At 40.3% G+C, this 14,813-nt stretch carries 14 protein-coding genes; 8 read left to right on the top strand and 6 right to left on the bottom strand.

Features of this window, described 5'->3' with window-relative positions; translation table 11 throughout:
• Positions 1-364, top strand: a 364-nt coding sequence (gene sfsA, locus F6K52_RS04930; RefSeq protein ID WP_293074855.1) for a DNA/RNA nuclease SfsA, incomplete at its 5' end; no start/stop codon positions are given.
• Positions 365-622: 258 nt separating this feature from the next.
• On the opposite strand, the gene F6K52_RS04925 is transcribed toward sfsA, so the two are convergent.
• Positions 623-2,023, bottom strand: coding sequence for a transposase (locus tag F6K52_RS04925; protein WP_293074850.1), 1,401 nt, complete (start codon positions 2,021-2,023; stop codon positions 623-625).
• A 56-nt stretch (positions 2,024-2,079) separates the two neighbouring features.
• On the opposite strand from F6K52_RS04925, the gene F6K52_RS04920 reads away from it, so the two are divergent.
• The 3 genes from F6K52_RS04920 to F6K52_RS04910 all read left to right on the top strand — a co-directional run bounded on the left by F6K52_RS04920 (position 2,080) and on the right by F6K52_RS04910 (position 3,778).
• The gene (locus F6K52_RS04920; RefSeq protein WP_293074847.1) at positions 2,080-2,295 is read left to right on the top strand and encodes a hypothetical protein; all 216 of its coding nucleotides are present in this window, start codon (positions 2,080-2,082) and stop codon (positions 2,293-2,295) included.
• A 314-nt stretch (positions 2,296-2,609) separates the two neighbouring features.
• Positions 2,610-3,131, top strand: a complete 522-nt coding sequence (locus F6K52_RS04915) for a transposase family protein (protein ID WP_293074844.1) — start codon at positions 2,610-2,612, stop codon at positions 3,129-3,131.
• Positions 3,132-3,205: 74 nt separating this feature from the next.
• Positions 3,206-3,778 (top strand): ISAs1 family transposase, encoded by a 573-nt coding sequence (locus tag F6K52_RS04910; protein ID WP_293074841.1) that lies wholly within the window; start codon positions 3,206-3,208, stop codon positions 3,776-3,778.
• Positions 3,779-4,008: 230 nt separating this feature from the next.
• Here F6K52_RS04910 and F6K52_RS04905 read toward each other — a convergent pair whose 3' ends face one another.
• The 3 genes from F6K52_RS04905 to F6K52_RS04895 form a co-directional block, all read right to left on the bottom strand.
• On the bottom strand, positions 4,009-4,326 hold the full coding sequence (locus tag F6K52_RS04905) for a hypothetical protein (protein ID WP_293074838.1): 318 nt from the start codon (positions 4,324-4,326) through the stop codon (positions 4,009-4,011).
• Positions 4,327-4,612: 286 nt separating this feature from the next.
• Positions 4,613-6,262, bottom strand: a complete 1,650-nt coding sequence (gene cobA, locus F6K52_RS04900; protein ID WP_293074835.1) for a uroporphyrinogen-III C-methyltransferase — start codon at positions 6,260-6,262, stop codon at positions 4,613-4,615.
• 164 nt (positions 6,263-6,426) lie between these two features.
• The gene (locus F6K52_RS04895; RefSeq protein WP_293074832.1) at positions 6,427-6,618 is read right to left on the bottom strand and encodes a hypothetical protein; all 192 of its coding nucleotides are present in this window, start codon (positions 6,616-6,618) and stop codon (positions 6,427-6,429) included.
• 163 nt (positions 6,619-6,781) lie between these two features.
• Between F6K52_RS04895 and F6K52_RS04890 the strand changes: the two genes are divergently transcribed.
• From F6K52_RS04890 to F6K52_RS04880, 3 genes are all read left to right on the top strand, one after another.
• Positions 6,782-6,928 (top strand): hypothetical protein, encoded by a 147-nt coding sequence (locus F6K52_RS04890; RefSeq protein WP_293074828.1) that lies wholly within the window; start codon positions 6,782-6,784, stop codon positions 6,926-6,928.
• Positions 6,929-7,241: 313 nt separating this feature from the next.
• A complete protein-coding gene (locus F6K52_RS04885; protein WP_293074824.1) occupies positions 7,242-10,643 on the top strand; it encodes a pentapeptide repeat-containing protein in 3,402 nt (1,133 codons plus the stop codon).
• Between the two features lie 4 nt (positions 10,644-10,647).
• A complete protein-coding gene (locus F6K52_RS04880) occupies positions 10,648-12,417 on the top strand; it encodes an AAA family ATPase (RefSeq protein ID WP_293074821.1) in 1,770 nt (589 codons plus the stop codon).
• Between the two features lie 218 nt (positions 12,418-12,635).
• On the opposite strand, the gene F6K52_RS04875 is transcribed toward F6K52_RS04880, so the two are convergent.
• Positions 12,636-13,175, bottom strand: coding sequence for an RICIN domain-containing protein (locus F6K52_RS04875; protein WP_293074818.1), 540 nt, complete (start codon positions 13,173-13,175; stop codon positions 12,636-12,638).
• 558 nt (positions 13,176-13,733) lie between these two features.
• On the opposite strand from F6K52_RS04875, the gene F6K52_RS04870 reads away from it, so the two are divergent.
• On the top strand, positions 13,734-14,105 hold the full coding sequence (locus tag F6K52_RS04870; protein WP_293074816.1) for a hypothetical protein: 372 nt from the start codon (positions 13,734-13,736) through the stop codon (positions 14,103-14,105).
• Here F6K52_RS04870 and F6K52_RS04865 read toward each other — a convergent pair.
• On the bottom strand, positions 14,077-14,733 hold the full coding sequence (locus tag F6K52_RS04865; protein ID WP_293074813.1) for a PEP-CTERM sorting domain-containing protein: 657 nt from the start codon (positions 14,731-14,733) through the stop codon (positions 14,077-14,079). The genes F6K52_RS04870 and F6K52_RS04865 overlap by 29 nt on opposite strands.
• Positions 14,734-14,813: the final 80 nt, after the last annotated feature.

Here is a 14,813-nt window from a genome sequence, read left to right as displayed (position 1 = left end):
TGGAAAAGAACGGAAAAGCCGGGTTGATTTTTTACTGACTGGCTCAGATCGCCCGATTTATTTAGAAGTGAAAAGTGCTACCTTAGCTGAAGGGAATCGTGCTTTATTTCCTGATACAGTTACTACTCGTGGACAAAAACATCTGGAAGAACTAATGGCAGTACTTCCCGAAGCACGAGCGGTGATGCTTTATTTTATTAATCGTGCTGATTGTTTGCACTTTTCTCCTGGTGATAACTATGACCCAGACTATGGTAAACTCTTAAGAGAAGCAGTTAGCAAGGGTTTGGAAGTGTTGCCTTGTCGCTTTGAAATTACCCCGTCAGGAGTTCGCTATTTGGGGTTAGCAACCTTTGAGTGCTGAGGGTGTTACTAGGTTATATAGAATTTGTATCTGGGTTGTGAACACACGTATTGCAGGAAAAGGCTTGCATACAAGAAGCATTCATGCAAGAGTTAATCAACTATAGATGCAGCCCCTCCCCATGAGCGACTGCATCAAGACACTGGATTTGATCTAATGTTCATTCAAATCCAACCTTAGCAAACTACGCCACTATTACGCCTTCTGAGTAATCTTCTCTTATCCCAAATAGCTAAAGTCTAGCATCCATAACCTGAACTATAGCGTTTGTATTTGAGATGCAAACCTGTATGGTTTTGTTTTATTGGACAATAAAATTGACACTCCCCGGTCATTAGACGCGGGGATTCTGCGGACAGGGTAGACGCGAGCTTGCGCCCAAAGTCTAATCCTCGCTGCGGTCGTCAAAGGCCGCCTACCCAGTCTGCCTAAGTCTAAGCCTAGGTTTCTGGCTACTTTTCGCAGTATATTTGCACTGCCGTTCAAGTCTGCATTTACGATCGAGTTGCTTGCGGATTTGTACAAACCGCGCTTAATCCTTCGTCCCGATGCTTTCCACCCGGCTGGCTTACTGCCAAACATAGGTAGGGAGTCTCCATCTAGGTACGAAGCTTTGCTAGTATAAGCTTCTTCAGTTAGTACTAATTTAATCTTGTATAAATCGCAAAGTTGAGATAATCGATCTTTTAGTTTACCTAATGGGATCTGTACAAATTTTTGATTATTGATCTTTCCCATATTTGCGCTGGTCTTAAATCCTTCGTTCCAGCCCAATACGATCGTTCCAATCCCGTGTTTTAGACAGTGGTTAATGATTAGTCGGGCAGCTTTGTTGATTCCATCCCGAACTCGATGGTTTCGCTTCCTGGTAACTTGGTCGAGCCACTTGTCCCAATATCCCTGCGGCTTCCCTTCTTTTCTAGTAGCAACCTGCTTGTTCCAATGCTGGTTATAGGATTTCATTGCACGAGAATCGATCAAAAACGAATTCCCTAAGGTGTCAACGCAAGCAGCTAAGTTACTAGAAGTCCCAAGGTCTATGCTTAATGCTTCGTTGGCGTTTTGAGTGACTGGGGTCTGATTTGGAATCTCATAGGACACTTCCAAGTAAAAGGCACCATTTTTCGGGAGAATAGTCCACTCTTTGATTTTTCTTCCTTCCAAGTTGCTAGGAAAGGGTAAAGAGAAGTTTTTTACTCCAAACCAGCGTTTTACGGTTAAGCCAAGAGAAAAAACCAGCTTTCCATTTTTTATCTTTGGTTTTTGTCCCCCAGAATTAGGATAGGCAACTTTAAACAGCTTAGACCCTTTTAAGTATTTCGGAGGGGAAGGCTTATAGGACAATTGACCTTTGTACCAAAGATCTCTGAGACTCTTGTAGGACTTAAAGGCTTCTATCACACTGTATAAAGTCTGTTGAGCCGGAGTAGAAGGAAGCGACTTAGCTATTAATGATTTACTTATACTTTCTTCGTAACACAAGTCAAATTTCCCAGTCAATATCTTGCCGGTCTTGAAAAATAACTGACGAGTTAAATACAGTCCCATGTTGTAAAGTTTCCCTGACTGCTGGCAAAGGTAGTTTAGGATTGCTTCTGTCTCTGTGTCAGGATGTAGCCAAATTTGCTGTACTCCTATTTGTGCCTTTCTCTTAACCATTTGACAACTTCGACCTTTTTGCTATCATGTTTTTAGTATATGCGCAATATCTAGCAATGTCAAGTCAATCTCAAAAAAAATCACAAAAAAGGATGAAGGGCATTCCCGTCTTACATGATGAGTTAAAGAAGCCCCACAATATAATGCTCACAGGCACTTCTTGGAAGTGGTTACAACTTTCAGCTAAAGAGGCTGGAGTTAGCGTAGGTGAGTTTGTAGAGCGTTGGATCAAAAGTCAAATAAAAGATACAAGTGGCGCTTTGCCACTGTGAGCATTCCTCCCGGAGACGAAACCTGTTTATTAAGGTTTGAAGTTACCGTAAGGAGAGTGGAGCCTTAATCATAAAGTTTTAACCCTTTTACCCATAACCGACTAACCATAAAGGCTCCACTCACAATCAGGTTTCGTCTCTGGCCTTAATCATAAAGTTTTAACCCTTTTACCCATAGCCGACCGGAGATGAAACCTGTTTATTAAGGCAGCCTTAATCATAAAGTTTTAACCCTTTTACCCAGGGCTATTTCATTCTCATGAAAGCCAAGAAATGCTAGGCTTACAAGTTAACCGAGAGTTTGATTAGTGACCATGCGGAAGCCCCCCCAATCTGCCCCTGCTGTTTTACTGCCTAGCCTCTCCCAAGAGGAGTCAACCCCAGAGCCGATCGAGATTTTAGAAGCCTTTTGTGATATCCCAGATGTGCGCAAGGTCTCAGGTAAACGGCATCAAGTCGCTCTATGTCTAGCTCTGTTTACTCTGGCTATAGCGGCTGGGAACCGAGGGTTTCTAGCGATTGGCGATTGGCTCAACAGCTATCGGGAGGAACTTATTGAACTTTTTCTACCCCCAAAGCGGCGAATTCCTTCCTACAGCACGATTCGTCGTGTCCTATTAACCTTGGATTATCAGCAGTATTCTGTGGCCCTAGCTCGGTTCTTTGGCATTGAACCCTTGGCAGGGGAAACCTTAGCTGTCGATGGCAAAGTCTTACGGGGCTCATACCAACTAGAAAGGGACAATCCTGATTCTCCCCCTCACAAGCGCCATTATGTTAGTCAGTGCTTACCTGGTCGAGCGGGGTTTGATTCTCGAGCCTTATCAAGTGGATAGTAAAACGAACGAAATCAAAGCCTTACCAGAATTTATTACGCAACTGGCTGTTAAGGGTGTGGTCTTCGCCTTTGATGCGATTAGCACTCAAAAAAACGGCTCAGTTGATCATTGATACTGAGAATCACTACTTGGGGGCGATTAAAGGCAATCAGGGCAATCTATTCAAAAGCGTCAAAGCTTACTTTGTAGCCGAACACAGTCATACTGACATCAATAAAGGACATGGTCGGATCGAGAAACGGGTCGTTAGTATCTGCAACCAACTCGACAATATCCAGCCCTGGCCAGGGCTAAAGACTCTGATTCGAGTCGAAAGTGTTCGACAATTCAAAAAGGGGGGGCAACACCGTCTGGAAAAGGAAACACGCTACTATGTTGCTTCTTTCGTCGAGTCTGCTGAGTCCTTTGCCCAGCGCATTCGAGGATATTGGGGTGTAGAGAACAAGGTTCATTATGTGCGTGACGTTACTCAGGGTGAAGATGCTTCACGTATTCGCATGCATCAGTTACCTCAAATCTTTGCCGTTGCTCGTAACTTTGCTCTAAATATCTATCGTTCTCATGACTTTTCAAATATGGCTCAGGCGCAAAGACGGTGCCAGTTTGGACTAGACACACTCAAGCGCATTTTCAGAATGAAATAGCCCTGCCCTTTTACCCATAACCGACCAACCATATAAGGCTGCCTTATTCTTGCGGTAACTTCGTTCCCAACCATAAAGGCTACCCCAGCGAGGGATTGCTCGCTGGGGTAGCTTCTGACCCGGTCGCGCATACGCGGGGCTTCCTGCTTATTAGATTCTTGTGAGGATCTGTTTCCTCTGTTGCCGGTTGCCGGTTGCCGGTTGCCAATGCCATTGCCCGTAGCGCTATATTAGTGACTATTAATGGTAAAAACCTGCTTAAAGACCACAATGCTGTTAGATTTAAAGTTAAAGGGAAACTTTTTCATCACAAAGGAGCGATTCTTAGGCACAAAGCGCTTAGGTATTGTGAACTTAAACTTAAAGTCAAAGTCATCGTCACCAAATTTAAAGTCAAAGTCAAAGTCATCGCGACCATCATTGCTATCATCGTCAACTTTGCCCTTGCCGAAGTCTTTAGAGCTGCCTTGGCTTCCCGCAATCTCGTTGAGTTCATCCTCTGACAAATTTGTGATGAACTCCAAATCAGTGCTTAGATAGTTATCCATTGGAACAATCTCCTGTTCAAAAAAGTGAATGATTCTGATTACCTAATTAGGTAACCTTGTAAAATCTTTGACAGGATTACTCTATCTAAATAAATTCTTTCTGTCTCGCCATTGTGGCTTCTTGTTCGTGGTGGGATTCCCTTAAACAGGACTTATAGCAATTATCATAACTATGAGGTACAAAATTATCGGTTTTTAGGGAGCAGGGAGCAGGGAGCAGTAAGCAGGCAAGAGTGAAAAAATCCTGTGTACCTCATAGCTAGGAGAAACGCTATCGAACTTGATATTATTTATTTCCCCGTCTCCCAGTCTCCCATGCTACAATCGCCTCAGTTAAACCTTCTAAAGTATATTCAACTGCTTCCACATCTACTCTGCCTAACAACTGGCGACAGCTTTTGGAAGTTTGGGGACCAATCGAGGCGATACAGACATCTTTTAAAAGGGAATGGAGAGTTTTTGAGGGTGCAGATTCTTCGCCGTGGGCATTAGAGTAGGCTTGGTTAGTTTCCGTTGAAGAGTTAAAAGCTTGCTTGAGAAGTTTGTAAAAATTCTTGACGGTTTTAGAACTAGCAAAGGTAACAATATCTATTGCTCTCTGTTGCCAAGCATCTAAAATAGCAGGAGCCATGTAATCTGGACAACGAGACTCATAGGCAGCAACTTCTACCACTTGAGCACCTTTTTCCGTTAGTTCTTTGACTAACACCTCTCGCCCACCGGTTTCCACTCGGGGGAAAAGCACTTGTTTGTTAGTTAAAGACTCTGGAAAATGTTCTACCAAAGAATCAGCCACAAAGTTTGGTGGGATAAAGTCCGGTTGTAAATTGTGTTGTTTCAGACTCGCCGCAGTTTTCTTACCCACCACAGCAATTTTAATCCCAACTAAAGCACGGGCATCTTTACCATTATTCAGTAATCGTTTAAAAAAGTAATCGACCCCATTGCTAGAGGTGAGAATCAACCAATCGAAGTTAGCGAGATTAGCGATCGCATAATCTAATCCAGCCCAACTGGAAGGAGGAGTAATCACCAAGGTGGGCATTTCGATAATAGTCGCTCCTTCTTGTTCCAGGAGCTGGTTAAATTTTTGGGATTGACTAGCGGAACGGGTAACTAAGACGGTTTTTCCAGTAAGCGCTTCGGTAGTTGCCGTTGCCCGTTGATGCTTGTCTTGACAACCTTCACTCTTCGACTGGTCTTGATCAGCTAATCCCATAGATGCCCTTAACCCCACTACTTCACCAACTACAATTACCACAGGTGAGAGGGAGATACCAAGGGTTTGGTTTACTATAGTGCTTAAAGTACCCAGCCAAACCTGTTGCTGGGGGCGTCCACCATTCCGAATCAGAGCAATGGGGGTCTGATGCGATCGCCCATAGCGTTGCAGCTGCTGGACAATTTCCCCCAGATGACGTCCTCCCATTAAAATTGCCAGGGTGTCAATTCTTGCTAGTGCTTCCCAATCTAGTTGCTCTGGCTGATGAGCAGTTACAACCGCAAAGCATTTGCTCAAAACGGAGTCTGTTAAAGGAATTCCCGCTAGTAAGGGAGCGGCTAGGGCTGAGGAAATGCCTGGTATCACCTCAAACTGACACTCAGCAGCAATCAATGCCTGAATTTCTGAGCTAGAGCGCCCGAAAATAAACGGGTCACCACTTTTTAGCCTTACGACTTGCTTGCCTTGTCGGCATTGGTCTACCAGCAGTTGGTTAATCCTAGCTTGGGGTGTAGAAGGGCGTCCACCCCGTTTCCCTACATCGAACAGTTGACAATCACAGGGCACCAGTTGCAATAAAAGGGAATCTACCAAAGCATCATAGACCAACACTTGAGCTTGAGTCAGCAGTTGTTTTCCCCTTACGGTTAAGTACTTAACATCTCCTGGACCAGCACCTACGATGTAAATTTTTCCCTTGTTGTGATTAGTCATTATACAGCGGTTTGCAATTCAGTTAGGTACAAATTTCTGGGTTTTTAGGGAGCAGGGAACAGGGAGCAGGAAGCAGGGAGCAGAGAAGAGGTAATAGGGAATGGCGATGCGCTGCTATCTACCTATCTCCCTATCTCCCCATCTCCCCACCCTTGTGACACTGCCTATTCCTCTGGCTCCATGGGCAGACTTATATCTAAAACTATTAGAAACTTAGCATTAGGCAGCAGGTGTTTCAGGGTCTGGGAATAACCTTTGGCATCACAACAGTCGTTGAACCGAGCGAAAACGACTGGTGGCATCGGTGGTAATAGCCGAATCAGGACCCATGGATAAAGGCTTAGATGATGCGACATAATATTAAGTTATCTCCTTTACGTTAAGGGGTAGCCAGAGCCAGCCTGTGGCCTAGGAAAACTCTTAGGCTGGCTCTTCCCGTGGATTTTTTTGTCCACGGTTTTATTTTAGCATAAAAATTACCATATTATAGCATGTTTTAAAAAGTTTTGTAAAAAAATATTGAGACAGTCGGTAGAGGTAGAGTTTTATAGTGCTACACGCAAGGCAAGAGGCAAGAGGCAAGAGGCAAAGGTGCCCTACGCGCAAGCCCTGGGAGTCAGTAAAAACGGGAAATGGGGAGAATCATCCCGGTATTGTGTATTTTGATACAAATTTTAATTATTTTATACGTAATCAAAGTACATACTTGCTCCTTTGTAAAAAACCTACCCTTGTAAGCAGGGTTGTGAGGGGAGTGTATGTGGGTAAACGGTGTCTTTGCTTCGGTTGATTAGTTCTGCTGGTAGGTTGACGGTTAGGCGTTTTTTTTGGTGGGTTCTGGTTGTTGCATTAATTCAGTCTCTTGCTGTCTATCTGTGATGATATTAGCTACAATTGCAACCAATACTCCTATTCTTCCAGAATGTGTGCCTCTAATGGAGTAGTTAAGGGGTGCATTATATTACCGACAATACACCTGATGAAAGCTAGTGAGGTTCTGAGGAGATATCACAACGGTAGAAGAGACTTCAGACGTGTAAGTCTCAGAGGTCAGTCTTTTAAGGGTGAGAACCTCGCTGGTGTAGATTTTAGTGAGGCGGATATTCGGGGGACTAATTTTACTAATGCTTGCCTCAGAGGTGCAAAGTTTTGTGGTGCGAAGGCAGGATTACAGAGACCTTGGGCGATTGGGTTGGTTATTTTTTCATGGATGTTGTCAACACTCGCCGGGATCTGTTCGTCATTAATTGGCAGTACAGTAGTAAGTACAGTAGTACTTGCATTTGGAAGTAGCAGTATCGAAAACGTCATTGTAGGCGGTATTTTCCTAATTGTGCTGGCAGTCTTCCTTATTTTTACTATCCGTAAAAATTTAGCCACAGGTTCTGTAGCTGTGGCTGTAGCTGGGCTTTTTTTCGTTACTATTACTGGTTTTGTAGTAGGAGCTGGAGCTGTAGCGGGAGCTCTGACTCTTACTGGAGTTTTTGCCTCTGCCATAGCGGCAGTTCTGACTCTTACTGGAGCTTTTGCCGTTGCCATAGCTGTTGCCCTTGCTATCTCTGTAGCCATAGACATAGCGAAAACAGTTGCTGGAGCTGTTGCGGTTGCCATAGCTGTTGCCCTTGCTATAGCTTTTGCTATCTCTGTAGCTTTTGCTATCTCTGTAGCTTTTGCTATCTCTGTAGCAAAAACTACAGAGATAGCAGTAATTACTGTTATGTTCAGTGTTTATATTGGCTGGTTTACCCTGAAAAAGGACTCCAGAAATTCTTGGATTCGTAATGTTGCGATCGCTTTTGCAGCTACAGGGGGTACTAGTTTTAGAGGTGCTGACTTAACTGATGCTGATTTTACAGCAGCTAGCTTGAAGAGTACAGATTTCAGAAGGGCTATCCTTACCTGTTCTCGCTGGTACAAAGCCAGCAAACTTGACCAAGTGCTTCCTGGAACAAGTTATTTGAGTAGTGTACCAGTTAGAGAATTAGTTAGAACGCTTCAGGGACAGGACAAAAACTTTGATGGTTTCTCCCTACGAGGGGTTAACCTACAGGGAGCAAATCTGGCTGATGCTAGCTTCATCGGTGCTGATTTAAATCAAACCAATTTGCAAGATGCTGACTTATCCAGAGCCAAACTGGTACAAACCCAGTTAGATAAGGCTAATTTAACTGGTGCAACACTTACCGGAGCCACGATTGAAGATTGGGGTATCACCAGTTATACCCAATTGCAGGGGGTGAGATGTCGGTATGTCTTCATGCGCTTACCCACTAAAGATAACCCTAACCCCCGTCGTAAGCCGGATAATTGGGAGGAGGAATTTGAGGATGGGGATTTTGCTGACTTCATTAAACCAATACTTGATACTCTAGACCTCTATCATAATCAGGATGTTGACCCTCGTGCGATGGCAATTTCTTTTAAGCGGTTGGCTGAAAATAATCCTGATGCTGAACTGGAGATTGTGGGAATTGAAAAGCGAGGTAAGGATAAGTTCTTACTTCGTGCAGTAACTGCAGCTGATGCTGACCATTCTAATCTGTATGCTGAGTATTTTACAATTTATAACGAGATAAAGGCGTTGGCAGAAGCCGAAGTGCAGGAATTAATTGCAGAGAAAAATACCCGAATTTTGAGTCTGGAAAATCTTATAGAAACAGCGCTACAGCGTCCTAGTTTTCATAAACCAACTTTCAAGATACAACGAGTTGGTAATATTATGAGTAATGCCGAAGTAAATATAAAAGGCAAAGTCGAAACTATTGAAGAAATTACAGGAATCGACAACGTAAATATTGAAGGAAATATTGAAGAAATTGAAAATATTGAACAAGCAGAGAATGTAATTTTAGAAGGAAATATTGAAGAAGTTGAAAATATTGATGGTGCAAATAATACAATTCTTCAAAAGAGTGGAGTTATTAATATCAATAAAATTACGTCAACTAGTATTTTTGGAGAAGTTGAAAGTATTCAAAATGTTGAAAAGGCTGAATTGATCAATGATCCAATAGGGAACCTTGAAGTTGAAACTATCAGAGGAAGTGGTATGTTAGTGAACCAACCTGGTGAGTTGGTTTTGCGAATAACTAATCTTGATAATGAGGCTTTCAATTCAGTACGAATTGAAATTATAGAAGAATCGGCAGAATATGAAGTACTCGGAGAAAATCCAATTACTTTACCGGTAATAGGAAGCAAAGAATCTGCGGAGTTTTCATTTAAACTATTAATGAAAGTTTCCAAAGAAATAGTTGTCAATTACAAAATAAATCATCTACTTCAGAAAGCACCTATATATATTAATGCAATACAGGATAATCCTTATATTTATGGAAGTCCTGTCGAAGGAGAAACAACCTTTTTTGGGAGACAAAGAGAACTTGAGCAGATTATACAAGCGGTAACTAAGCCGACTAAGCAAGACACTTTAATTATCGGAGAGCGTCGCACAGGGAAAACTAGTCTTCTAAACCAATTGAAAAGAAGACTAACCAGCCCTTTGGTTCCTGTTTATGTAGTACTCAACACAAGTGATAAATCTACAACAGACAGTATTCTTAGGCTCATTATTGATAAAGTTATCATTAGTTTGACAGAACACAACATGTTGGCTAGAGATGACGTTCAAAAATATCGCTTTAATCACTCTGATTTCACTGTAAGTATAAAAAACATTATTCAGGTAGTAAAAACTAATTTACCAGAAGTAAGAATTGTCCTACTACTAGACGAAGCTGATTATATTTTGAAAGTCAAGCAAGACTCATCTAATATTATTGATGAAAGACTGCAAAACATACTTAGAGCAGCACTTCAGTCGAGTGAAATAGGTAATGATTTCTGTGCTGTTGTTGCTGCGACCACTGAGCTATCTACATATGTTTCACAACGAAGTTCTCCCTTATTCAATCATTTCCGTTTTTTACGACTTCGGCCACTTACCGTTGAAGAAACAAGAAACTTGATTGTTGAACCAGCAGCAAGATTGGAATATGAGTATACAGAGGAGGCTATTCAACATATTACCGAGCTGAGCGGTGGACAACCCTACTACTGCCAAGCTATATGCTACGAATCTTTCAGTAATGCAGTAGAAGCTAATCGTAAACATATTACTAATGAAGACGTATTAGCTGCTAGAGATAAGATAGTTGAAGATTTATTTATAGGATATTATTCTGGATTTTGGGAAAAATTTAATGAATTGGAAAAGAAATTTATTTTAGCTTTATCTCGAAACAAAAAAATTAAAAATGTCAGTCATGTAGACATTAAACGTTTACTAGATTGGCAGGTAATTGTTGACAAGCATCACGGAAGTTATCTATTTTCATCAGAATTAATCAAGCAGTGGACAATAATGGCTTCTAATCATTGAAAAAATGAATATTAATTATACTACCTCTACAGTCGATAGCAAAGATTATAAACGTTTAATTTGTGGACGGACAGACGATACAGCTAAATTATTGGGTTATATTGTAAGTGGTCTTAGTGTCGCAATATTTGGTGAAAGAAGAATAGGCAAAACTTCCTTGCTTTATTTGATTAGAGATATTATCAACGGCTCGATTAATGTGTATCAATCAGAGTTAATTGATGTAAGTTTAAAAAATGCTATCCAAAACTTGGAAGCAAAAGCATCTAATTGTATAGCTGCTTATTTAACTCTACATGATTTAAATAATGTAGAATCAAAAGATTTTTTACAATTAACTTGTCATAAAATTCAAAATGATACTCAATTATTTTCTAGTAACCAAGGAATAGTTTATCCCCAACATAATAGCCTTGTAAAAACCTTTGAGTATATCAACAATATCTTACTCCGAAATAGTCTTCAACTAGTAATATTGATAGATGAAATAGAACTACTACTAGAAATGTCTAATAGCCAGCAATTGTTTAGAAATCTGAGAGGTATTATTCAGTCTTGTACTCAAATTGTTTTCGTCTTAGCTGGTGCAGAATATTGGCACAAACAAATTAAAGATAAAACCTCGCCTCTCGTCAATAATATCCAGGTTTTTTATCTTAAATCACCCGCAAGATTTGCTATAGAAAATTATTTAGTTAAAATACCTTTACAGCAATATTTTGTTTCTACAGGTAAAAACGCAGGTACAAACACAGATATATTTGTTCAAACTGTTATTGACTGGACTGGGTGCAAACCATATTATACTCAAGCAGCATGTCAAGTATTAACTGAATTAGATATATATACTAGAAATCAACAATTGGCTAAGGGATGGCAAGATTTAGTTGTGAAAGACATTGAGGATTCAGTAGAAATAAGTCTCAATAATTTTTATGACAATGAAAATTTGGATGTTGTTTCAAAACAAATATTAATTTTACTTGCCAACAAGTCGGGTTTAACAGTAAAACAAATTAGTAATCAATTAGGGCATTCATCTAAAATCATTTGGGACAGAGTAGATGATTTAGAGTCTCTCTATAAAATTCGCAAACAAGGCTCTGAATACTATATTATTGGAGAATTGATAGAAAATTGGGGTCGAAAAACTCAAGATATTCCAAAAACTGTAAATAAATGGTTTCAACGATTAAAGTGGATAACTATAACTTGCCTTTTATTACTAGCTCCTTATCTTTATTTCTACACACACCCACCTTTAGATAGATTTACCTGTAAATTCACGGGTGGTGAAGTGGTAGTTCAGATGCCTAAGTCTTTGGAACAGAACGAAACTGGTAAAGCAAAAATTAGAGCTAGTAATACAGGTAAAGCCAAGATAAAATCTTTACTTATAACTATACATTCAACTAGTATTAACTATCAAAAAGAAGAAACTAATCAAATAAAAATTGAGCCGGTTAATAGAGGAGAAACGAAATTCGTAGACATGAGTTTTGTTTCACATAGATCTGAACAGAGAAATATTTTTAAGTCTAGCATTTCAATTATTAAAGACAACAATCAATCAAACACTTGTTCATTTGAAATTTTAGCAAGAATAATTCCTGTAAAAAAATACTGGGGTATTGTCAACTTTTTGTTAGTAACAACTAGTGGAGTTTTAGCTAGAAAAGACTTGTTCAATTTAGTGTCAACGACCCTTCCTAATTTACTGGGAATAGAAGAAAAGGATAAAAAAATATTAGTATTAAAAGATGATGAAGACTAAATGTCTGGGCATGCGATTGCCTAGCTTGACCTACGGTCAATCGCGTAGCGTGGCCTACGGCCAATCGCATTCAGGACTTCCACATCCGGCAAAGCCGATTTATCCACGTAATAAAGTGACCGCTGGCATTTTCAATAACAGCGATCACCATTTTTATCAATCACTCTACCGGAGAATTAAACAGCCCTGAACGAAAGGATAATTTCTAGCTCAAACAGTTAAAAATTAGGGATTTGCCAAAATTGTCCTGAATAATTACCACAGGCAGCCATAATCGGTTTATTGTCTTTAGAATCATTAATGATATCTAAACATTTATCACTGCCTGTAAACAGGGTTTTGAAGCGATAATATCCAGACCTGTTTGTTTTTTCTATTTTCCAAAATTGTCCTGAATAATTACCACAGTCAGCCATAATCGGTTTATTGTCTTTAGAATCATTAATGATATCTAAACATTTATTACTGCCCGTAAACAGGGTTTTGAGGCGATAATATCCAGACTTGTTTGTTTTTTGTATTTGCCAAAATTGTCCTGAATAATTACCACAGTCATCAAGAATCGGTTTATTGTCTTGGGAATCATTAATGATATCCAAACATTTATCACTGCCTGTAAACAGGGTTTTGAGGCGATAATTTGTTTGTCCTTGGGCAACGTTAGCAGTACTGGCAAAAGCAAGCACAGAAGACGCAACAGCTATACCAAAAGTGAAAATTCTATTTATATTTTTGTTAGACATTGTGGTATGAGACATTGTTTTAGTTTTAGAAAAAAATTGATCAATAACTGTGCCACAAAATCAACTTACCTGAGTTCGATATACCTATCATCCACACTTACAGGTATGGGTTCTAGTTGATAGAGACTTTTTAACGACCTCCCAGGCACGTTCTTTTGGGGTTGCTTAGATGCATCACCTGATTCACCATTAGCCATACTCTCAATTCGCCATTGTTTCGTCATGATCAGAATAAGTAGTTATCTCATCAGACTGAGCGAGTGGTGCCAACTCAGAATCGTGGTCAGAATACATATTTAAGAGAGTGATTGCTTGGCTATTTAATTAATTACTTAACTTGTAGATTGACATGATTTAACTTCTGCAATTGAGTGTTTTTGAACATGAGGTTTTATTTGTTTGAACCTCATATATTCATCAAAACCCACTGCATACTGACTTACCGCCTGAGATGATCTGACTTGTGACTGACTTGTGACTGACTTGTGAGCTGACTTTTCCTATGTCAATGGAATAATCCACGACTTAACCCTGGACACCTATACTGCGGATGAAGTGGACAAGCAGACAGGAATGTTCATTAACTACTTCAGTGGTTCTCGAATGGCTCTTGCAGTTGACTTACCGGATAACACAGCCCTACAAAGTCGCCTATCCAAAAAGCTGAAGGCTATGCTAGGAAAGAATTTCACAGTCCTACAATCTAAGTATCGGATGGAGTCTGGAGGACTAACTGATCTGTTTCTCTGGACGATTTCAGATGCTTTGACTTTCTGGGAGTACTGGGCATTTGTTTCCAAGTCAAAACTATTGAACTTGTTATCAAAAAATCTCTCTTCAATATCAACACGTCAGCAGTGTAGGAGCTGTCACTTATATTGTGTCCGGTTGACTAGTTATCATGACTTGATTGATATTACTGCTTTGCTTGTTTCTGCTGCTTGAGCTTGTGCTTAAATAAGGAACTAATTCCTAAAGCTCCCAAAGCTAAAATCCCTAGAATAGAAGTAGGCTCGGGAACTCTTTCAACTGTAGACAATGACAGATCAGCACGAGATACAATGGCATCATCTCTGTAAGATACCGAAATTTTGCCACTATTAGCATTAAATACCTTCTCGATTTCTTCTGACTTGTAAAACTCCAGTAATTTTAAAGATAGCGATTGCTTGGTTCCTATTGGTAAATTGCGGGGCGGAGCAATAATAATAGGATCTAATCCTATGATCCCAAATGTATCATCAGTGATCAGGACGTTGTTTGGTGTCAGGTCTAAAATTAGGTTCGCTTGGGATAAGTTATTGATTGATGTAGCGAATTCAGAAAAATCAAAGCTCCAACTTGTCTGTTCATCAATCCCATTACCAAGGATGTTATCCCCATTCCTTTCTATCGTAAAATCGCCGTTTTGTAGGGTTTGACCAATACTGGGATTTAGGATTATTGAAGGAGTTGAACTGCCAATCGCTTCAGCTGTGAAATCAAGACGACTAGCCAAGGCTTTTTCAGGTATTAAGCAACTGCTCAAAACGACGGCAACTGTAGCCACTGAGAACACTTTTAAAGCAACCATATTGATACCCCTCCGTCGAACGATAGGTCTTATTCCACTCTGGGAAAGACATTATACTCTGGTTAATGGCCAAAGGTAAA

The sequence above is a fragment of the Moorena sp. SIO3H5 genome (genome assembly GCF_010692395.1).
Classification (GTDB): Bacteria; Cyanobacteriota; Cyanobacteriia; order Cyanobacteriales; family Coleofasciculaceae; genus Moorena.
This window is presented reverse-complemented; position numbering and strand designations above follow the sequence as displayed.